Source organism: Achromobacter sp. Root170 (assembly GCF_001428165.1).
In the GTDB taxonomy this organism is placed as follows: domain Bacteria; phylum Pseudomonadota; class Gammaproteobacteria; order Burkholderiales; family Burkholderiaceae_B; genus Achromobacter; species Achromobacter mucicolens.
In genome coordinates this window covers 1,139,136-1,157,328 of the sequence record NZ_LMHN01000001.1, presented here as the reverse complement: position 1 = coordinate 1,157,328, position 18,193 = coordinate 1,139,136, and the positions used below count along the sequence as shown (strand labels likewise).

Annotated in this window: 17 protein-coding genes; 9 read left to right on the top strand and 8 right to left on the bottom strand. The window is 65.8% G+C overall.

What is annotated here, in order from left to right; all coding sequences use genetic code 11:
- Positions 1-493: 493 nt before the first annotated feature.
- From ASD87_RS05340 to fetB, 4 genes are all read left to right on the top strand, one after another.
- A complete protein-coding gene (locus ASD87_RS05340) occupies positions 494-799 on the top strand; it encodes a hypothetical protein (RefSeq protein WP_056318097.1) in 306 nt (101 codons plus the stop codon).
- 1,118 nt (positions 800-1,917) lie between these two features.
- Positions 1,918-2,124 (top strand): hypothetical protein (locus ASD87_RS27270; protein WP_235512610.1); only part of this gene is annotated, 207 nt, incomplete at its 5' end.
- A 96-nt stretch (positions 2,125-2,220) separates the two neighbouring features.
- On the top strand, positions 2,221-2,865 hold the full coding sequence (locus tag ASD87_RS05330) for an ATP-binding cassette domain-containing protein (RefSeq protein WP_369818497.1): 645 nt from the start codon (positions 2,221-2,223) through the stop codon (positions 2,863-2,865).
- On the top strand, positions 2,856-3,659 hold the full coding sequence (gene fetB, locus ASD87_RS05325; protein WP_056318092.1) for an iron export ABC transporter permease subunit FetB: 804 nt from the start codon (positions 2,856-2,858) through the stop codon (positions 3,657-3,659). The genes ASD87_RS05330 and fetB overlap by 10 nt, the downstream gene beginning before the upstream one ends.
- Before the next feature lie 14 nt (positions 3,660-3,673).
- On the opposite strand, the gene ASD87_RS26530 is transcribed toward fetB, so the two are convergent.
- The 3 genes from ASD87_RS26530 to ASD87_RS05315 form a co-directional block, all read right to left on the bottom strand.
- Positions 3,674-3,976: a DNA-binding transcriptional regulator gene (locus tag ASD87_RS26530; protein WP_082586196.1), complete on the bottom strand. Its 303-nt coding sequence runs from the start codon at positions 3,974-3,976 to the stop codon at positions 3,674-3,676.
- Entirely contained in the window at positions 3,960-4,340 is a 381-nt protein-coding gene (locus tag ASD87_RS05320; RefSeq protein WP_056318089.1) for a type II toxin-antitoxin system RelE/ParE family toxin, read from the bottom strand. The genes ASD87_RS26530 and ASD87_RS05320 overlap by 17 nt, the downstream gene beginning before the upstream one ends.
- Positions 4,341-4,686: 346 nt before the next feature.
- Positions 4,687-6,915 (bottom strand): NADP-dependent isocitrate dehydrogenase, encoded by a 2,229-nt coding sequence (locus tag ASD87_RS05315; protein WP_056318083.1) that lies wholly within the window; start codon positions 6,913-6,915, stop codon positions 4,687-4,689.
- A gap of 555 nt (positions 6,916-7,470) precedes the next feature.
- Here ASD87_RS05315 and ilvA point away from each other — a divergent pair.
- The gene (gene ilvA, locus ASD87_RS05310; RefSeq protein ID WP_082586195.1) at positions 7,471-9,042 is read left to right on the top strand and encodes a threonine ammonia-lyase, biosynthetic; all 1,572 of its coding nucleotides are present in this window, start codon (positions 7,471-7,473) and stop codon (positions 9,040-9,042) included.
- 16 nt (positions 9,043-9,058) lie between these two features.
- On the opposite strand, the gene ASD87_RS05305 is transcribed toward ilvA, so the two are convergent.
- From ASD87_RS05305 to ASD87_RS05285, 5 genes are all read right to left on the bottom strand, one after another.
- On the bottom strand, positions 9,059-9,991 hold the full coding sequence (locus ASD87_RS05305; RefSeq protein WP_056318075.1) for a hypothetical protein: 933 nt from the start codon (positions 9,989-9,991) through the stop codon (positions 9,059-9,061).
- A 62-nt stretch (positions 9,992-10,053) separates the two neighbouring features.
- Positions 10,054-10,836 (bottom strand): ABC transporter ATP-binding protein, encoded by a 783-nt coding sequence (locus tag ASD87_RS05300; RefSeq protein ID WP_056318072.1) that lies wholly within the window; start codon positions 10,834-10,836, stop codon positions 10,054-10,056.
- A gap of 2 nt (positions 10,837-10,838) precedes the next feature.
- Complete coding sequence (azu, locus tag ASD87_RS05295) at positions 10,839-11,294, bottom strand: azurin (RefSeq protein ID WP_056318070.1); 456 nt, start codon at positions 11,292-11,294, stop codon at positions 10,839-10,841.
- A gap of 30 nt (positions 11,295-11,324) precedes the next feature.
- A complete protein-coding gene (locus ASD87_RS05290; RefSeq protein ID WP_056318068.1) occupies positions 11,325-12,407 on the bottom strand; it encodes an iron ABC transporter permease in 1,083 nt (360 codons plus the stop codon).
- 6 nt (positions 12,408-12,413) lie between these two features.
- Positions 12,414-13,541 carry an ABC transporter substrate-binding protein gene (locus ASD87_RS05285; RefSeq protein ID WP_056318065.1) on the bottom strand — a complete coding sequence of 376 codons (1,128 nt, stop codon included), beginning with the start codon at positions 13,539-13,541 and terminating at the stop codon, positions 12,414-12,416.
- Positions 13,542-13,750: 209 nt separating this feature from the next.
- Between ASD87_RS05285 and ASD87_RS05280 the strand changes: the two genes are divergently transcribed.
- The 4 genes from ASD87_RS05280 to ASD87_RS05265 all read left to right on the top strand — a co-directional run bounded on the left by ASD87_RS05280 (position 13,751) and on the right by ASD87_RS05265 (position 18,132).
- Complete coding sequence (locus tag ASD87_RS05280; RefSeq protein ID WP_056318063.1) at positions 13,751-14,434, top strand: response regulator transcription factor; 684 nt, start codon at positions 13,751-13,753, stop codon at positions 14,432-14,434.
- A complete protein-coding gene (locus ASD87_RS05275; protein WP_056318060.1) occupies positions 14,427-15,728 on the top strand; it encodes a HAMP domain-containing sensor histidine kinase in 1,302 nt (433 codons plus the stop codon). The genes ASD87_RS05280 and ASD87_RS05275 overlap by 8 nt, the downstream gene beginning before the upstream one ends.
- A 143-nt stretch (positions 15,729-15,871) precedes the next feature.
- A complete protein-coding gene (locus ASD87_RS05270) occupies positions 15,872-17,035 on the top strand; it encodes a DUF1624 domain-containing protein (RefSeq protein WP_056318057.1) in 1,164 nt (387 codons plus the stop codon).
- Between the two features lie 8 nt (positions 17,036-17,043).
- On the top strand, positions 17,044-18,132 hold the full coding sequence (locus ASD87_RS05265; protein ID WP_056318052.1) for a porin: 1,089 nt from the start codon (positions 17,044-17,046) through the stop codon (positions 18,130-18,132).
- The last annotated feature ends 61 nt before the right edge of the window (positions 18,133-18,193 follow it).

Sequence of the window (18,193 nt, the reverse complement as noted above, 5' to 3'; positions counted from 1 at the left end):
TTGTTGCTGTGCTGGCGGCCACGTTGGCCGCGCGTCATTCGTGAGGCAGGCCAGCCGGGAAAGCCGGCGCCCGCTTTCACTACCGTCGCTGACTATCCTCCGGACGTTCAGTCACAGTTGCTGGCCAATGCGCACCGCTGGAAATTGCGGCCGGGACGGGCCCCTGCGAATGCGTCACGCGAGGGAAAACATCGTGGGTGAGGAGGAAGAGCGGCTTCCACCCGCCGCCCACAGAAAGTTTTTCTCAAACACTATCAACACCCGAACTGAGGCGGATAGCGTGTACTAAGAGACGGACGAATCGAGCAATGCGGGACTGTCAGGTGGAGTCCTGGCCTGGTACGCCAGCCTGGGCCGCCAGGCCTTGCGCCACGCGTCACAAGGCAATGAAGGCCTCGTCCACAGGGCTAACGCAGATGGCTAGCGGTCTGCGGAGTTGGCCGCTGCCGTGATAGTCAGCCAAGCAGGTCTGGCGCTTGCGGCGGCGCGCCCAATGATCAAGATGCTAGCCGAGCGCGCGATAACGACGAAATACGCTGCCTGGTGGAATTTGTTTTCTCGCGTCTCCGCAGTTTTGGCTCGACAAGCGGTCATCCTTTTCATGCGGCGCGTGTTGCTTCGTGGGACCTTAATTACAGTCGCCTTTACGGTGGTCATTACGATATTTGATGACGATGCCCTCGAAAAGTGGTGCAAGCGTTCCCTCTACCGTGGTCCGAAGTTCAAGTATGAGAAGACTTACAAGGATGCCGAAGAAGAGTTGGCCGCCTTGTATAGCGCGCTTTTGGAAATCATCTGATGTACATCGCTGAGTGGATCTCTTGGTTCGTATGTCTGAAACCGGACGCGTGGTTAAGGAAAAATCTCGAGGAATACCAGAATCAGGCGATCCCAATCATTCAGCCGGCATATGAAGATTGCCTTGTGGAGGACCGCGCGCGCCAATCTGCGAAGCGGTTCGGCCAGGCCAGAACGAAGGGGCCGGTCTATGCATGCACCGACGCATACCTTGAAATGCGCTGCGGTGGTTTAGAAGACAAGAGAGGATTCATCTCTCTGCTCACGATCGTCTTCATGTACTTCATGGTGGGTTCATGGATAGACATAGACGGAAGATTGCTTTGGGCAGTCCTATCCGGCTCTGGAGTCGCCTTTGGCCGAGAGCTATATATCGGTGATCTGTTCACTTTTCTTTTGGGGACCACGGTGACGGCTGGAGCGCTCTGGCTGTATTTCAAGTATGCATTTCGCTTCACTCGCCTTGAAATGCTCACGTCACGCCATCTCCTGATTCGCTTCAACCGAATCACCCGTCAAGTCTTTCTTCACCGGCCGGCAAGCTGCGGGGGGATTCTGGTTCTGCCTTGGGAGGGTGTGCATACAGAGGAAATTCCCGGGTTGAGGTTGGTGATGGGCTGGTACCCCGGTGACAACACGGATCTGCCCTTTCCAACCGCGGTGTTTATCGGAAGGCAAAGCAGCCGACTATCCGACCTGCAGTCCGAGTGGGAATTCATCCGCCGGTACATGGACGAGGGCGGTCTGCAAGCTGTCGAGAGACCGCGCATCAGCTCGCAGCTGCCTTTGCCCTGGCCAGCCTTNGAGTGGGAATTCATCCGCCGGTACATGGACGAGGGCGGTCTGCAAGCTGTCGAGAGACCGCGCATCAGCTCGCAGCTGCCTTTGCCCTGGCCAGCCTTCACGGCGCAGTTCGAGGCGCTAGGTCCGTTTCTGCGCAACAGCGGCCCGTTGACGTGGTTGGGTTGCGTGCTGATCTCGCCTGCATTCGTTATCGTCGGGCTCTCGCATTGGGCTTCGTTGTTGCTGTGCTGGCGGCCACGTTGGCCGCGCGTCATTCGTGAGGCAGGCCAGCCGGGAAAGCCGGCGCCCGCTTTCACTACCGTCGCTGACTATCCNTTGTTGCTGTGCTGGCGGCCACGTTGGCCGCGCGTCATTCGTGAGGCAGGCCAGCCGGGAAAGCCGGCGCCCGCTTTCACTACCGTCGCTGACTATCCGCCGGACGTTCAGTCACAATTGCTGGCCAATGCGCACCGCTGGAAATTGCGGCCGGGGCGGGCCCCCGAGAGTTCGTCGCGCGTGGGTAAGAAGCGTGAACGGAACTGATGATACCTGCACGTTGAGATGATCAGTCGACTTGCGTATGCCGTTATAGGGCTTGGACGTTCGATGATCGCCGACTATTCGATATGATGCATACCCATGCCCCCCATGCCGGTTTCCACGCACTCCGATTCTGACGCTCCGCCGCTGCTCAGACTGCGCGGCCTGTACAGCGAGCGCCTGGCGCCCGTGAGCCTGGATCTGGCCGCGGGGGAGTGCTCGGCCGTGGTCGGCGCGTCGGGGTCGGGCAAATCGCTGCTGCTGCGCCAGATCGCCGACCTGGATCCCGGCCACGGCGAGGCCGAGCTGGATGGCCGCCGCCGGTCGGCCATGCGCGGTTTTGAATGGCGGCGCCAGGTGGTGTATTGCCAGGCCGAGGCCGGCTGGTGGGATGACCATGTGTCCGCGCATTACGCGGACCGCGCGGAGGCGGTCGGCGTCATGAGCCGGCTGGGGTTGGCCGAGGACAAGTTCGATGCGCTGGTCCACGAACTGTCCACGGGCGAGCGCCAACGCATGGGGCTCGTGCGCGCGCTGCTGCAAAAGCCGCGCGTGCTGCTGCTGGACGAGCCGACCGCGGCATTGGACGAGGTCGCGACGGCGCTGGTCGAGGCCGAACTGGCGCGGTTTCTGACTCGCGGTGGCGGCATCCTGATCGTCACGCACAGCGCCGAGCAGGCCGGCCGTCTGGCGCGCCGAAGCTGGCGGATGACGCAGGGCCGCATGGAGCCCCTATGGACGTAATCCAACTGCAGGCGCTGGATCTGGTGATCGCATCGCTGCTGGTGCTGCTGAGCGCCGGCATTTCCTTCTCGCTGCGCCTGGACCTGCAAAGGCAGGTGCTGTGGGCGGCGGTACGCACGGTGGTGCAGCTGCTCCTGGTTGGCCAGATCCTGCGCATCGTTTTCGCCCACGCCGCCCCATGGCTGACGGCACTGGTGGTGACCGTGATGATGGCGCTGGCCGCGCGCGAGGTGGCCGCCCGGCCCAAGGCGCGCCTGACCGGACACGGCAACGGCTGGGTCGGCACGCTGGCGGTGGCCAGCACCACGCTCATTACAGCGCTGTTCATCCTGAGCACGGCGTTGCGCCCAGAACCCTGGTACGACCCGCGCTACACCATCGCGCTGGTGGGCATCGTGTTGGGTAGCGTGCTCAATGCCGCCAGTCTGGCGCTGGACGGCATGCTGTCAGGCGTGCGCCGCGAACGGCTGGGCATCGAGGCGCGCCTGGCGCTGGGCGCCACGGTCCACCAGGCGTTCGCATCGCTGCTGCGAGAATCCGTGCGGCGCGGCGTCGTGCCGAGCATCAACCAGATGTCGGCCGCGGGCATCATCACCTTGCCCGGCATCATGACCGGCCAGATCATCGCGGGCATGGACCCGGTGGACGCGGCCAAATACCAGATCCTGCTGATGTTCCTGCTGTGCGGCGCAAGCGGCATGGCAGCGATGGGCGCAGCCTACGGCGCCATGCGCCGATTGACCGATGAGCGTGGAAGGCTGCGGCTGGACAGGTTGATGCCGGGGCGGGTGTGATGCGGTGGCGGCCGTCAAAGGATGGCGTGCAGCCCTTTGTCAGCCAGGAGATTGAGAAGCTTCAATGCAGGGCCGGTAGGGCGCGTGTCGCCTTGTTCCCATTTCTTGACGGTCGAAGTGCTGGTGTGCAGGTGCAGCGCGAATACAGGTTGGCTGAATCGTAAATCTTCACGCAGCCGTTTAATATCGCCCGGACTGAAATCCCGGACGGGGGCAGGACAGATAGCGTCAAAGTCCCGCATCGTGACTTTGTCTATCGACCCCGCATGGTAGAGCGCGGCGAGATCTTCGCGCAGAGATTCAATGAGTTTGCTCACAGTTCACCTCGATTAACACGCCGGACTGCAAGGCACTTAACAGGGCGCTTTCTTTCAGGTCAAGAAAGACCTTGCCTGTAAATTGCAGGGCTTTCTTTTCTGCATCGGTGATATTCGCCTTGTCGCTTTTCGGATATCCGTGCAAGAACACATATCGGCTTCCAATGCGGGCCGATAGCAGCGTCCGGTAGCCGTCACGTTTGCCGCCTCCGGGGCGCGCCACTCGAAGCTTGTACAGATGACCACCCAGATCGGCGACAACAAGGCCGCATTCCATTTCGCGGACCGCGCCACACAGCACGGCGTCAGACAACCGTTCGGCGGCCTGCCACCGGGTAAGAGATTTGCGCTTTAGCACCACCATTCCAGAACACTCCTAACTGTACCCTTAACGGGTACAGTTAGGCGCCACACATTATTGCGTGGCCGCGAGAAATGAACTTACTCGCGCATTCGTAGTAGGAGGTCGGGGCAGCCCCCGTAAGTCAGTCGGATTTTGGATATCGGCAACATTGCGCTGCAAGGTGTCAGGCATCCTAGGAAGACAATCAGCAGCCTGCAGCCGCGGCTCAACGGCTGTCGGGCACCCCTCCGAGGTCGCCCACGAATGCAGGAATCCGGCGCGCCCAAAGAAAAACCGGCAGTCCCAACGGGACTGCCGGTTTCTTGTCTGCCAGCCAGCTTGCGCCGGCTGGCAAAGCAGGGGACGCTTAGCCGATGGAGGCCAGCACCTTGTTCAGCGTGGCGCTGGGGCGCATGGCCTGGCTGGCCTTGGCTTCGTTCGGCTGGTAGTAGCCGCCGATGTCCACGGGCTTGCCTTGGGCTGCCTTGAGCTCGTCCAGGATCTTGTTCTCGCCTTCGGAGAACGCGGTCGCGGCGGGCGCGAACTGGGCGGCCAGGGCGCGGTCTTCGGTCTGGGCGGCCAGGGCTTGGGCCCAGTACATCGCCAGATAGAAGTGGCTGCCGCGGTTGTCCAGGCCGCCGACCTTGCGCTCGGGCGACTTGTTTTCGTCCAGGAACTTGGCCGTGGCCTGATCCAGCGTCTTGGCCAGGATCTGGGCGGTCGGGTTCTTGTACGTGCGGCCCAGGTGGTCCAGCGACTCGGCCAGCGCCATGAATTCGCCCAGCGAATCCCAGCGCAGGAAGCCTTCTTCCAGGAACTGCTGCACGTGCTTGGGCGCCGAACCGCCCGCGCCGGTTTCAAACAGGCCGCCGCCGGCGACCAGCGGCACGATCGACAGCATCTTGGCGCTGGTGCCCAGTTCCATGATGGGGAACAGGTCGGTCAGGTAGTCGCGCAGCACGTTGCCGGTGACCGAGATGGTGTCCAGGCCTTCGCGGATGCGCTTGACCGAGAACTTGGTGGCTTCGACGGGGTCGAGGATGCGCAGGTCCAGGCCGCTGGTGTCGTGGTCCTTCAGGTACTGCTTGACCTTGGCGATAACCTGGGCGTCGTGGGCGCGCTTTTCGTCCAGCCAGAAGACGGCGGGCGTCTTGGTGGCGCGGGCGCGCGTGACGGCCAGCTTGACCCAGTCCTGGATCGCGGCGTCCTTGGTCTGGCACATGCGCCAGAGGTCGCCGGCCTCGACGGCCTGCTCCAGCAGCACGGCGCCGGAGGCGTCGGTGACGCGCACGGTGCCGGCGGCCGGGACGACGAAGGTCTTGTTGTGCGAACCGTATTCTTCGGCAGCCTGGGCCATCAGGCCGACGTTGGGCACGCTGCCCATCGTGACCGGATTGAACGCGCCATTGCGCTTGCAGTCGTCGATGACGGCCTGGTAGACGCCAGCGTAGCTGCGGTCGGGGATTACGGCCTTGGTGTCCTGCAGCTTGCCTTCGGCGTTCCACATCTTGCCCGAGTCGCGGATCATGGCGGGCATGGACGCGTCGACGATGACGTCGCTGGGCACGTGCAGGTTGGTGATGCCCTTGTCGGAGTTCACCATGGCCAGTTGCGGCAGCGTCTTGTAGGCGGCGTCGATGTCGGCGGTGATGGCGGCCTGCTGGTCGGCGGGCAGCGACTGGATCTTGGCGTACAGGTCGCCAATGCCGTTGTTGGGGTCAAAGCCGGCCTGCTTGAGGACGTCGGCGTGCTTGGCCAGGACGTCCTTGTAGAACACGGAGACCACGTGGCCGAAGATGACGGGGTCCGAGACCTTCATCATGGTGGCCTTCAGGTGGACCGAGAACAGCACGCCGTTGGCGCGCGCGTCGTCGATCTGCGCCTGCAGGAAGGACTTCAGCTTGGCGGTCGACAGCACGGCGGCGTCGATGATCTCGCCGGCCTTGACCGGGGTCTTTTCCTTCAGGACGGTCTTGGTGCCGTCGGCAGCCGTCAGTTCAATCTTGACGTCGCCGGCTTCGGCGATGAGGGCCGACTTCTCGGTGCCGTAGAAGTCGCCTTCGCTCATGTGCGCGACGTGCGACTTGGAGTCGGACGACCAGGCGCCCATCTTGTGCGGGTGCTTGCGGGCGTAGTTCTTGACCGACAGCGGGGCGCGGCGGTCGGAGTTGCCTTCGCGCAGGACCGGGTTGACGGCGCTGCCCTTGACCTTGTCGTAGCGGGCCTTGACGTCACGCTCGGTGTCGTTGGCGGGGGCATCCGGGTAATCCGGCAGCTTGTAGCCCTGGTCCTGCAGTTCCTTGATGGCCGCCTTCAGTTGGGGCATCGAGGCGCTGATGTTGGGCAGTTTGATGATGTTGGCTTCGGGCTTGACCGCGAGGGCGCCCAGCTCAGCCAGGGCGTCGGACAGCTTCTGGCCGTCTTCGAGGTAATCCGGGAACAGGGCGATGATGCGGCCTGCCAGCGAAATGTCGCGGGTCTCGACCGTGATGCCTGCGGGTTTGGCGAATGCCTGGACGATGGGCAGCAACGAACGGGTTGCAAGTGCCGGAGCTTCGTCGGTGAGGGTATAGATAATCTTCGGAGTAAGAGACATGATCCTTGAATCTGTTCGGCTCAGGCGATTAACGCGCAAACCCGAACATGCTATGCGGCGTACGCCGGTAGATGTTGTCGAGAGTGGGTTCGTATGGAGGGACGCGCAGGCAAGCCGTCCGCCCAACATGACCGCCGCCCGTCCTATTGTTTGACTGGACCGGCCGGCCCGATTGAAAGGGCCGTATCCGGGTCCGCCTTGGAAGGTGCGACCGCCACGAACTTTCCATTGTAATACCGTGCTACGCATTGCGCCGGGAAATGGTTCCATTTCATGATGGCGACGCAATATGCATATGCCCAAGATTTCAGGGACGCATCGCGCGCGGCGGCCAATGCGATGCGGATCGAGCCCAACTTTCCTGTTTGACAAAGCGGCGCGATGAGAGGAAAGTAACGCCCATGAATTTCCGCGCCGTCCGCATTTCGCTGATTATTACCATCATTCCTGGAATGGTGGGTTAGCGCGCGACCGCAACAGTCACAGCCACCCGCCCCACGAGGCGGGTTTTTTGTGGCCGCCTCTGCCGGGCAAGCCTACCCAAGCAGAGAAACCATGTCCGCTACCCCCCCCAACGCACCCTCGGAATTCCAGGCCGGCTCCGCCACGCCCATGGAGTACCTGCGGCAGATCCTGACCGCCCGGGTCTATGACATTGCCCGGGAAACCGAACTGGACCTGGCGCGCGGCCTGTCCGCCCGGCTCGGCAACACTGTCCACTACAAGCGCGAAGACAACCAGCCGGTTTTTTCGTTCAAGGTGCGCGGCGCCTATAACAAGATGCGCAACACGCCGCGGGCGGCGCTGGAGCGCGGTGTGATCACCGCGTCGGCCGGCAACCATGCCCAGGGCGTCGCCATTTCGGCGGCCAAGCTGGGCGTGCGGGCCATCATCGTGGTGCCGCAGACCGCACCGCAAGTGAAGGTGGACGCCGTGCGCGCCCACGGCGGTCCGACCGTCACCGTGGTGCAGGCCGGCGATTCGTACAGCGACGCCTATGCCCATGCGCAGATGCTGGCGCAGGAACAGGGGCTGACGTTCGTCCCCGCGTTCGACGATCCGTATGTGATCGCCGGCCAGGGCACGGTGGGCATGGAAATCCTGCGCCAGCACCCCGAACCGCTGCACGCCATCTTTGTGCCGATCGGCGGCGGCAGCCTGGCGGCGGGCGTATCGACCTACGTGAAGGCGGTGCATCCCGGCGTGAAGGTCATCGGCGTCCAGACCGAGGACTCTTGCGCGATGGCCCAGTCGCTGCGCGTGGGCGAACGCGTCATCCTGGCCGACGTGGGCCTGTTTTCGGACGGCACGGCCGTCAAGCTGGTGGGCGAAGAGACGTTCCGCCTGTGCCGCGAGCATCTGGACGAAGTGATCCTGGTCGACACCGATTCGGTATGCGCGGCCATCAAGGACGTGTTCCTGGACACGCGCAGCGTGCTCGAACCAGCGGGCGCGTTGGCGGTGGCGGGGCTGAAGAAATACGTCGAGCGCGAAGGCGCTCGCGGGCAATCGCTGGTGGCGATTACTTCAGGCGCCAACATGAACTTTGACCGCATGCGGTTCGTGGCGGACCGCGCCGAGGTGGGCGAGGCGCGCGAGGCGGTCTTCGCGGTGACCATCCCCGAGGAACGCGGCAGCTTCCGGCGCTTTTGCAAGGTGATCGGGCAACGTAGCGTGACCGAATTCAACTACCGCATCGCCGACGCGCGCACCGCGCACATTTTCGTCAGCGTGCAGATCGCGCGCCGCGGTGAATCGGCCGACATTCTGGCGGCGTTGCAGGCCGAGGGCTTCTCGGCCACCGACCTGACGAACAACGAAGTTTCCAAGCAGCACATCCGCTACATGGTCGGCGGACGCTCGCCGCTGGCAGGCGGCGAACGGCTGTTCCGCTTTGAATTTCCCGAGCGCCCGGGCGCGCTGATGAAGTTCCTGTCGGCGATGGCGCCCAACTGGAACATCAGCCTGTTCCATTACCGCAATCAGGGCACGGACTTCAGCTCGGCGCTGGTGGGCATCCAGGCGCCAGTGGCCGACGATGCGGCGCTGGATGCGTTCCTGCGGCAACTGGGTTATGCGCATGCCGAGGAAACGGGGAACGAGGCCTACCGCCAGTTCCTGATCTGAGTGAGCAGCAGGGCGTTTAGCTAGCGCTGCAGCCGGCCTTGCGCGGCAATGCCACGCCCGGCTTCAAACGCAGCGTCGCGCGCCCCTGCGCCTGGGTCAGTTCCAGCGCATTTGCGCGCCACGCGGGCACCTCGTCAAAGGCGATGACCGGCGACGAGCCGGAAGCGGCCTTCGCGCCGGCCCGTTCGAATTGCAGCGCAGGCAGGCCCACGCACGTGTCCTTGAAATCCAGGCGGGCCAGCTCACGCGCGTCGCTCAGGCGCACCGCGCGAAACGCCAGGGGCGTATCCACAAATTTGCTGACTTCCGGCACGTACTGCAGGTAACCGTGGGCGTCCTTGGCGTGCGTGGCCGGTTGCAGCACGACGACGTCGCGGCCCGGAGGGATAGCCAGGTAGGCCACATCGCCCGCCACATCCAGCAGCTTGCCCGGGCCGAGGTTCATGGCCTTGAGCGGCGCGTGCCGGATCATCACGGTTTCGTTCCAGGCGGAATTCACGCGCGTCCATCCGGGCAGGCGGGCGTCCTCGAACCGCGTGCCGTGGGTCCGGTCGCGGTCTGGCTTGTCGGAGATGGGTAGACGCTGCGCGCGCAGTGCACCGTTGACCACTTGCAGATGCGCGAGCACGGTGCTGGCGCTGGAACTGGTGAAGAATGCCAGCACCGCGTCGGTTTCCAGAATGGCGACGGGACCAGGGCAGAAGAACGCGCGGGCTTGCGGCACATTGCTGCCCGGAAAGAGCAGGGCGCCGACGTCCGCGCCGCACAGGCTTTTGCCCTGGAACGTGATGGTGGTGGCGCGCGTCGTCTGGCGCTGGCCGGTATTCCAGTCGCTGCGGCTGCCGGCTGCCACGTCGACGACAAGGCCGTGATTGTCATAGACCACCGCGGCGCCCGAGGGCGCGGCCAGCAGGCTGAGCAGAAACACGAGGGCGCGGCGGCTCGTCATGGGCGGACTCAGAGGATGGCGGGAGGGGTGAATATATACCGCTGAAGCCGCGCCGGTCCGGTTCAGCGTTCGGCCAGCCCGTCGACGTGGATCTGCGCCTGTCCCTGCGGACAATGCTCCACGCGTGCCCGCACCCGGTATACGCGGCGCAGCGTGTCGGGCGTTACCACATCGCCTGGCAGCCCTTCGGCCTCGATCGCGCCCGCGTGCAGCAGCAACGCGTGGTCCGCGTGGCGCAGCGCGATGTTCAGGTCGTGCAGCACCACCAGCGTAATGAGACGGTGCAGGCGCGTCTGGCGGCGCAGCACGTCCATCACGTGGAACTGATAATTCAGATCAAGCGCGGACAGCGGTTCGTCGAGCAGCAAGAGGCGCGGGCGCCGCACCAGCGCCTGGGCCAGCGAGGCAAGCTGCTTCTGTCCGCCTGACAGTTCGTCCAGATGGCGGCTGGCCAGGTGCGCAATGCCCAGCTCGGTGATGACCGCCATGGCGTCCTCCATCAGCGCGTGCCCGGGTTGCCCGTGCCTTCCGGAACGCGCCGCCACCAGCACCGATTCGAAGACGGTCATGTGCACGCCCTTGGGCAGGGCCTGCGGCATGTACATCGCGCATTCGGCGCGGCGGGCGGCGCTGGCCTGCGCCAGGTCTTCGCCGTCCAGCCAGAGGGCGCCGTCCATCACCGGATGCAGGCCCGCCAGCGTCTTGAGCAGCGTGGACTTGCCGCTGCCGTTGGGGCCCAGCAGCGCGGTGACGGCGCCTTCGGTCATGGGGCCGGCGCTGGCGTGGCGTAGCACCGGCCGTCCGCCGTAGCCCGCGGACAGCGCCTGGATGCGTAGCTGCGCCATCGTCAGGGTTGCAGCACCAGCGTGCCGCGCATGTGCTGCGCGTGCGCGGGGAACGAGCAATAGTAGGTGTACGCCTGGCCGGCGCGCAGGCGGCTGACGGGGAAGGTGACGGTGGCCGTCTCCCCGCCGCCCAGCATCGGCGTCTTGGCCAGGATGCGGCCGTCTCGCGGCTTCAGGAAGTCGTTGTTCGCGCCCGCCTGGATGCCGTCCGTCATCACGGCGTCGATGTCCCCGGTCTTGGTCAGCACCCAGTTGTGGCCGGCCTTTTCCTTGCTGTTCTTGCCCGTGTGAATGAGCCGCACGGTAAATTCCTGGCAGCTTGCCGGCACGACGATGTGGTCAGGGCCGAATTGCTTGCCGGGCCGGCCTTCGACGTCGATGCTGCACTCGGCGGGCGCGGCATGGGCCGTACCGGCGATCATCAGGGCCGCGAGGGTCAGCGTCAGGCGGAATTTCATCGGGGTGTCTCCTTGTGCGATGGGATGCCGTCAGGCGCGCTTGAGCGCGCGCACGACGATGGTGAGAAAGAAGGGAATGCCGACCAGCGACGTGACGATGCCGACCGGAATGAGCGCGCCGGGCAGCACGGTCTTGGAAGCCACGGACGCAAGCGACAGGATCAGCGCGCCGGCCAGGGCGCTGCCCGGCAGGTAATAGCGATGGTCTTCGCCTAGCAGCAGCCGCGCGATGTGCGGCGCAACCAGGCCGACGAAGCCGATCGTGCCCACGAACGACACGGCCAGCGCCGCCAGCGCGCTGACGCGCAGCAGGCTGACCACGCGCAGGCGCTTGACGTCGATGCCGAAGCTGGCCGCGCGCTCCTCGCCCAGCCGCACCGCGGTGAGCTTCCAGGCGTCGCGCATCGAAAACGGGATGGCCACCGCCAGGGCCGCCGCCATGACGCCGACCGTCGTCCAGTTGGCGCGCGCAAGGCTGCCCATGGTCCAGAACACGATGCCCTGCAGCGCTTCCTCGCTGGCGACGAACTGCAGCAGCATCACCAGCGCCTGAAACGAGTACACCAGCGCGATGCCAAAGAGCACCACGCCCAGCGTGGACCCGCCGCGCCAGCGCGCCACGCGCTCCAGCACCAGCACCGACAGCAGGGTGCAGGCGAAAGCCGACACGGACACGGTCATGCCGGCCGGCAACGGCGGTAGATGCCAGTCCAGCGTGATGGCGAGCGACGCGCCGAAGGCTGCCGCGGCCGAGACGCCCAGCGTGTAGGGGCTGGCGAGCGGGTTGTCCAGCATGGTCTGCATCTCGGCGCCGCCCAGACCCAGCGCAACGCCGACCAGCAGCGCCATCAGCGCGTAGGGCAACCGGAACTGCCAGACGATGACGCGCGTGCCGGTGTCCGACGCGTCGGGGTGCAGCAGCGTGCGCAGCAGCTCGGGCAGGGACAGCGATGCGGGTCCGCTCGCGATGTCGGCCAGCAGGCTGGCCACGATGGCCAGCACCAGCGCGGCGGTCAACAAGAGGCGCTTGCGCACCGCGCGCCGATACGTGGCGATGGGGTCGCCGGGGACGGACGCCGTGCGTAGTGGCGTAGCGGTGGCGATATCGGTCATGTCGGTCTACTTCGCAGGCGCGGACGGGGGCGTCCAGAAGGCACCCGTGCTGTCCAGGTCCAGGAACTGGCTATACAGCGCGTCCAGCGTGCCTTGCGGATCCAGCGCCGCCGCGCGTTCGGGGTAAAGCCACTTGGCCATCGCCTCGATGGCGGCGATGTTGTAGGGCGAGTTGTAGAAGGCGTGCCAGATGCCAAAGGCGCGATGTTGCTTGACGGCATCCAGGTCGCGGATGCCGTCGCGGGCCAGCAGCGTGGACAGGCTGCCGGCAGAGACCTTGGGATCTGCGCCGGGCCCGGCCAAGAGGCCTGGACGGCCCGGCTCCGACCGGCTGCCCGTGGCGATGTAGACGTCGGGCTTGGCGTTGATGACGAATTCCAGGCTGACGTCGCCGATGGCGCCGGGCAGCACGGGCGCGGCCACATTGACGCCACCGGCTGCTTCCAGCAGGTCGCCAAAGCTGCCGTTGCCGGTGGTGTGGCAGCACGCGGGCCACACGCCCGCCAGCATTTCCACGAAGACGCGCGGCCGCTGCGCCTGCGGCACCGCATCCACCACCTCGCGCACGCGGGCCAGGCGCTCCTCGTAGAACTCAATGTAGGCCTCGGCCTGCGTTTGCCGGTCGAGAGCCTGGCCCAGGATGCGCAGGCTGGGCACCGTGTTGCGTACCGGGTGCTGGCGGAAATCGATGAACACGATCGGAATGCCGGCTTCCTGCAACGCGGGAATCATGGGATTGTTGCGGCCCGGACCGTGACCGCTGACGCTGAAGATCGCCACGTCGGGCCGCAGCGAAACGATTTTTTCCGGGCTGACGCTGGCTTCCGACGTCTTGCCGATCAAGGGAACCTGGGCGGCTTGCGGGAAGCGCTTGACGAGCTGGCTCCAAGAATAGGGGTCCTGCTGCTTGAGCTCGCCTTGCCAGCCGACCACGCGCGCGACGGGATCGTGCCGGTCCAGCAGCGCCATCGCGAAGACAAAGCGGCCTTCACCCAGCAGAATGCGCCGCGGGTGGTCGGGCACCGTCACGACGCGGCCGGCCAGGTCGGTGACCTCGCGTGCATGGGAGGCGGGCAGGGCGCAGAACAGGGCGGCGGCGGTCACGGCCGCACGGAAGAGGGCAATCGGGCGCATGGCGAATCCTTATGGGGCGTTGGCCGCGCGTTGCGGTTAACGCGAACCATTCTTATCGCCGGGCAGTGTCCGACAACCCGTCTCAAGAATTCGTTAAGACGCGCCGAGCCTGTGGTGCAGGCGCTGCACACCCGGCATCCGACACCCGGCATCCCACGCCTCGGCCTCTACAATGTGAGATTGATTGTTGTTCCCCGAGCTGTCTCGCCATGCGCGTTCTCGTCATCGAAGACGACCCCGACATCCTTGCCAATATCACGCATCACCTGACGCGCCGCGGCTACATCGTGGATTGCGCCGAGGATGGCCAGCGCGGCTATGCGATGGCGGCCACGGGCGAATTCGACCTGATCGTGCTGGACCTGATGCTGCCGCGGCTGGACGGTTACGAGCTTTGCCGCCGGCTGCGCACCGAGGCGGCGTGCAACACGCCCGTCATCATGGTCACCGCGCGCGACACGCTGGACAACCGGCTGACGGGATTTGACGCGGGGGCCGACGATTACCTGGTCAAGCCCTTTGCGCTGGCCGAACTGGCCGCCCGGATCAAGGCGCTGCTGCATCGCGCCAGCGGGGCGGGCGCGGCGCGAGTCCTGCGCGTGGGCGACCTGACGCTGGACACGGGCACCCTGGCGCTGGCGCGGGCAGGTCAGCCGCTGCGCCTGCCGCCGTCGCCGCTGCAATTGCTGACCTTGCTGATGCGCGCCAGTCCGGCGGTGGTCCATCGCACGCGGCTCGAAGAGGCGCTGTGGCGCGACTCCCCGCCCGACAGCGACAGCCTGCGCACCCACATTCATCAGATTCGCCACGTGGTCGACAAACCCTATGACACGCCGCTGCTGCACACGGTGCATGGCATCGGTTACCAGTTGCGGGCCGCCAACGATGGCTAATCGCGGCAGACGCCCGGCGCGCCGCGGAGTGGCACGCCACCTCGTGCTGACTTACCTTGCGCTTGCGCTGCTGGTGGCGGGGCTTCTGACCTGGCTGTCGGTCTGGAGCGTGGGCAAGCTGGAAGCCCACCTGCAACGCATCGACATGGGCATGGCGGTGGAACGGGTGCGGGGCGATTTCCTGGCCGGAATCGACCCGGGCCGGCCCAACCGGTTCTTTCATGGCGATCCAGGCGGCGCGGCGTTTCCCGACTGGCTGCAGCCGCTGGCGCCGGGCTTTCACAAGATCGAGCGCAATGGCCGCGTGTGGCACGTGATGGTCGACGACCTGGAGGGACAGCGCTACATGCTGCTGCGCGACTACACCGAGTACGAGCAGAACCAGTCGGCCTCGCACCTGACCGCGGTGACGGGGCTGGCGGCCAGTCTGGCGCTGGCGTTCGTGCTGGGCATCGTGGCCACCCGCCGCCTGCTGCGCCCGCTTGCGCGGCTGGCCGCGCAGGTCAACACACGCGGCGCGCAGCCGCCGCAGACCCGGCTGGCCGAAGACTATCCGCCGGACGAGATCGGCCAGCTCGCGGCCGCGTTCGACTCGACCTACAACCAGCTTGAGCAGGCGCTGCGGCGCGAGCAGCTCTTTACCGCCGATGTGGGGCATGAGTTGCGCACGCCGCTGATGGTGATTTCCAGTTCGTGCGAGCTGCTGCGCGAAGAACATGGTCTGGACGCGGCGGGCCGGGCGCGGCTGGCGCGCATCGAAGCGGCCGCCGCCGACATGGGTGAACGGCTGGACACGTATCTGATGCTGGCGCGCGGGGGCGATGCCGCCGGCCTTTTTCCGCGCGAAAGCGCCGCGGACACCGCGCGCGGCCAATTGGCAGCCTGGTCGCCCGTGGCGCAGCGGCGCGGCATGCAGTTGACGCTGGAGACCGCCGGCGGCGACGAGCCCGCCTTGCTGTTTCCGGCGCCGCTCTTGCGCGCCGTGCTGTCCAATCTGATCCGCAATTCGCTGCAATATGCCGGGCCGCAGGCACGCGTCGCCATCACGGCGGGGCCTGATTTCGTGCAAGTCAAGGACGACGGTCCGGGGATTCCCGTGGAACGGCAGGCGTCGCTCTTCCAGCCATTCGTGCGCGGCGGACAGCCTGACGATGGCAACCTGGGGCTGGGGTTGTCGCTCGTCCAACGCATCTGCGAGCACCAGGGCTGGCGCGTGTCGCTGCATTCGCGGCCCGGGCAGGGTAGCCAGTTCCGCGTGGACCTGGCAGGACCCGCACCCACCCCGGCCCGCTAGACGGCGGCGCCCGCCAGCGCGAGGGGGCGGGCAACACGCCAGCGCGCCAAACAGGGACAAAATGTCTTGGAATAGTAATGTTATTACATTACTATTCTGGCTTTTTTCGCCCGGCGCGCGTCGCCGCGAGTTCCGCATTCCCCATGACTTCTCTCATTTCCCAACCCGCGGCTGCCCGGCTGCGCTCCATCGACGCGCTACGCGGCCTGGTCATCGTCATCATGCTGCTCGACCACGTGCGCGAGACGTTCTTCCTGCACCACCAGGTCGGCGACCCGATGGACGTATCCGCCACGCCGCCCGACCTGTTCTTCTCGCGCCTGATTGCGCATTTGTGCGCGCCGGTGTTCGTCTTTCTGACGGGCCTGTCGGCCTGGCTGTATGGCGCCAAGGCCGGCAACCGGGGCGCCACCGCGGCGTTTCTGGCAAAGCGGGGCGCGTTCCTCATTGCGCTCGAAGTCATCGTCGTGAACTTCGCGTGGACCTTTCAGTTTCCGCCCTCCGTTGTGTACCTGCAGGTGATCTGGGTGATCGGCCTGTCCATGTTGTCGCTGGCGGCCTTGCTGTGGCTGCCGCGCTGGGCGCTGGTGTTGACCGGCGTGGCGCTGGTTGCCGGCCATAACGCGCTCGATGCCCTTCACTTCGCGGCAGGTCACGCCCTGCACGTGCCGTGGGCGGTGCTGCATGACCGCGGCTGGATCGAAGTAAGCGACACGCTGCGCCTGCGCACCTCGTACCCGTTGCTGCCCTGGATCGGCGTGATTGCGCTGGGCTATGCCGCCGGCCCGTGGTTCCAGCCGGGCGCCGATGCGGCCCTGCGTCAACGCCGTTTGTGGGCGGCCGGGCTGGCGGCCGTGGCGGGTTTCGTGGTGCTGCGGGCGATCAACGGGTATGGGCAATCGCAGAAATGGTCGGTGCATGACGACGCGTTGCATACGGCCATGAGCTTTCTGAACATCACCAAGTACCCGCCGTCGCTGATGTTCCTGCTGCTGACGCTGGGGCTGGGACTGTGCCTGCTGGTGCTGATCGAGCGCGCGCAGTCGGCGGCGTGGGTTCGAGCGCTGTGCGTCTTTGGCGCGGCGCCCATGTTTTTCTATCTGCTGCACCTGTATGTCCTGAAAGCGTTGTACCTGGGCGGCGAAGCCATGTGGGGCCTGAACCAGGGCAAGTATTTCGGTGTGGACGGCATGGGCGCGGTGTGGCTGATCTCGATCCTGCTGGCGGTGGCGCTGTTCTGGCCCGTGCGCTGGTTCGGACGCCTGAAGGCGGCGCGCCGCGATATCGCCTGGCTCAAGTACCTGTGAGGCCGGCGATGTTGGTGCGCAAGGGGGCCGCGGGCATTGCGGCATTGATGGCGCCGTGGGCTGCGCACGCCCAGCAGAACGCCGTGACGCTGTATGGCGTCGTGGATCTGAGCATCGCGGGCTTTTCCACGCAGGAGCGCGGGACGGCCATCAACATGCAGTCCGGCGTGCAGTCCGGGTCGCGCTGGGGCCTGCGCGGCAGCGAAGACCTGGGCAATGGCCTGCGGGTCAACTTCCAGCTTGAAAGCGGCTTTCTTGCCAACAACGGCAACTCGGCGCAGGGCAGGCGCCTGTTCGGGCGCGCGGCGTGGATGGGCGTGTCGGGCGGTTTTGGCGATCTTCGGCTTGGCCGGCAGACGTCGGTGTCGTCGGCCACGCTGGCCGACTACGACGCGTTCCTGGCGTCCTACCTGATCACCGGCGCACAGACCGCGCTGCTGCCGTACAACGCCAATCGCGCAGACAACATGGTGGCCTACTGGAGCCCCTCTGTCGGCGGGCTGCGCGCGGGCGTCGATGCCAGCCTGGACTACGACGGCGCGGGCAGCTTCCAGACCGCGTCCACCAACAAGCTATACAGCGCCGCCGTGGTGTTCGACCAGCCGGGCTATTCGATCGCCGCCACCTACGAAGGCGCAAGCTGGGCGGACGGCACGGCGCAATCGGCCGCCATGACCCGGGCAGGCGCCGACCGCCGGCCCTACGCTTACACGCTGGCCGGCCGCGCCACGGTGGATGCGTTCACGCTTTATGCCGGCTGGTCGGTGATGCGCAACGGCTCAACCATCCCGGCGGTCCAGTCACCCGGTCAGCGGGTGTACTTCCCGGGCAGCACGGTGCACGGCGTGATGGCGGGCGCTGCCTGGCGCAATGGTGCGAGCACCGTGATGGCGTCGTGGCAGGGCAGCCTGCCGGGCGGCGGGGCACTAAAGCGCGATGGCGCCACGCATACCCAGCAGATCTATTCGGCGGGCTACGTCTACGACCTGTCCAAGCGCACCAACATGTACGCCATCTACGGCTACATGCGCGGCGCCTGGGACGATCCGTCCTGGCATCAGTCCCAGTACGCGGTGGGCATGCGCCACCGCTTCTGACCACGCCGGCGCACGCCCACGAAAAAGCCGCCTAGTGAAGGCGGCTTGAGGATCTGACGGG

Excerpts from the sequence above, each read along its gene's own strand:
- ASD87_RS05330 (WP_369818497.1), top strand. The coding sequence starts at position 2,221 with ATGCCCCCCATGCCGGTTTCCACGCACTCCGATTCTGACGCTCCGCCG.
- fetB (WP_056318092.1), top strand. The coding sequence starts at position 2,856 with ATGGACGTAATCCAACTGCAGGCGCTGGATCTGGTGATCGCATCGCTG.
- ilvA (WP_082586195.1), top strand. The coding sequence starts at position 7,471 with ATGTCCGCTACCCCCCCCAACGCACCCTCGGAATTCCAGGCCGGCTCC.
- ASD87_RS05315 (WP_056318083.1), bottom strand. The coding sequence starts at position 6,915 with ATGTCTCTTACTCCGAAGATTATCTATACCCTCACCGACGAAGCTCCG.
- ASD87_RS05270 (WP_056318057.1), top strand. The coding sequence starts at position 15,872 with ATGACTTCTCTCATTTCCCAACCCGCGGCTGCCCGGCTGCGCTCCATC.
- ASD87_RS05265 (WP_056318052.1), top strand. The coding sequence starts at position 17,044 with ATGTTGGTGCGCAAGGGGGCCGCGGGCATTGCGGCATTGATGGCGCCG.
- ASD87_RS05320 (WP_056318089.1), bottom strand. The coding sequence starts at position 4,340 with ATGGTGGTGCTAAAGCGCAAATCTCTTACCCGGTGGCAGGCCGCCGAA.
- ASD87_RS05300 (WP_056318072.1), bottom strand. The coding sequence starts at position 10,836 with ATGGCGCAGCTACGCATCCAGGCGCTGTCCGCGGGCTACGGCGGACGG.
- ASD87_RS05280 (WP_056318063.1), top strand. The coding sequence starts at position 13,751 with ATGCGCGTTCTCGTCATCGAAGACGACCCCGACATCCTTGCCAATATC.
- ASD87_RS05290 (WP_056318068.1), bottom strand. The coding sequence starts at position 12,407 with ATGACCGATATCGCCACCGCTACGCCACTACGCACGGCGTCCGTCCCC.
- ASD87_RS05275 (WP_056318060.1), top strand. The coding sequence starts at position 14,427 with ATGGCTAATCGCGGCAGACGCCCGGCGCGCCGCGGAGTGGCACGCCAC.
- ASD87_RS05305 (WP_056318075.1), bottom strand. The coding sequence starts at position 9,991 with ATGACGAGCCGCCGCGCCCTCGTGTTTCTGCTCAGCCTGCTGGCCGCG.
- azu (WP_056318070.1), bottom strand. The coding sequence starts at position 11,294 with ATGAAATTCCGCCTGACGCTGACCCTCGCGGCCCTGATGATCGCCGGT.
- ASD87_RS05340 (WP_056318097.1), top strand. The coding sequence starts at position 494 with ATGATCAAGATGCTAGCCGAGCGCGCGATAACGACGAAATACGCTGCC.
- ASD87_RS05285 (WP_056318065.1), bottom strand. The coding sequence starts at position 13,541 with ATGCGCCCGATTGCCCTCTTCCGTGCGGCCGTGACCGCCGCCGCCCTG.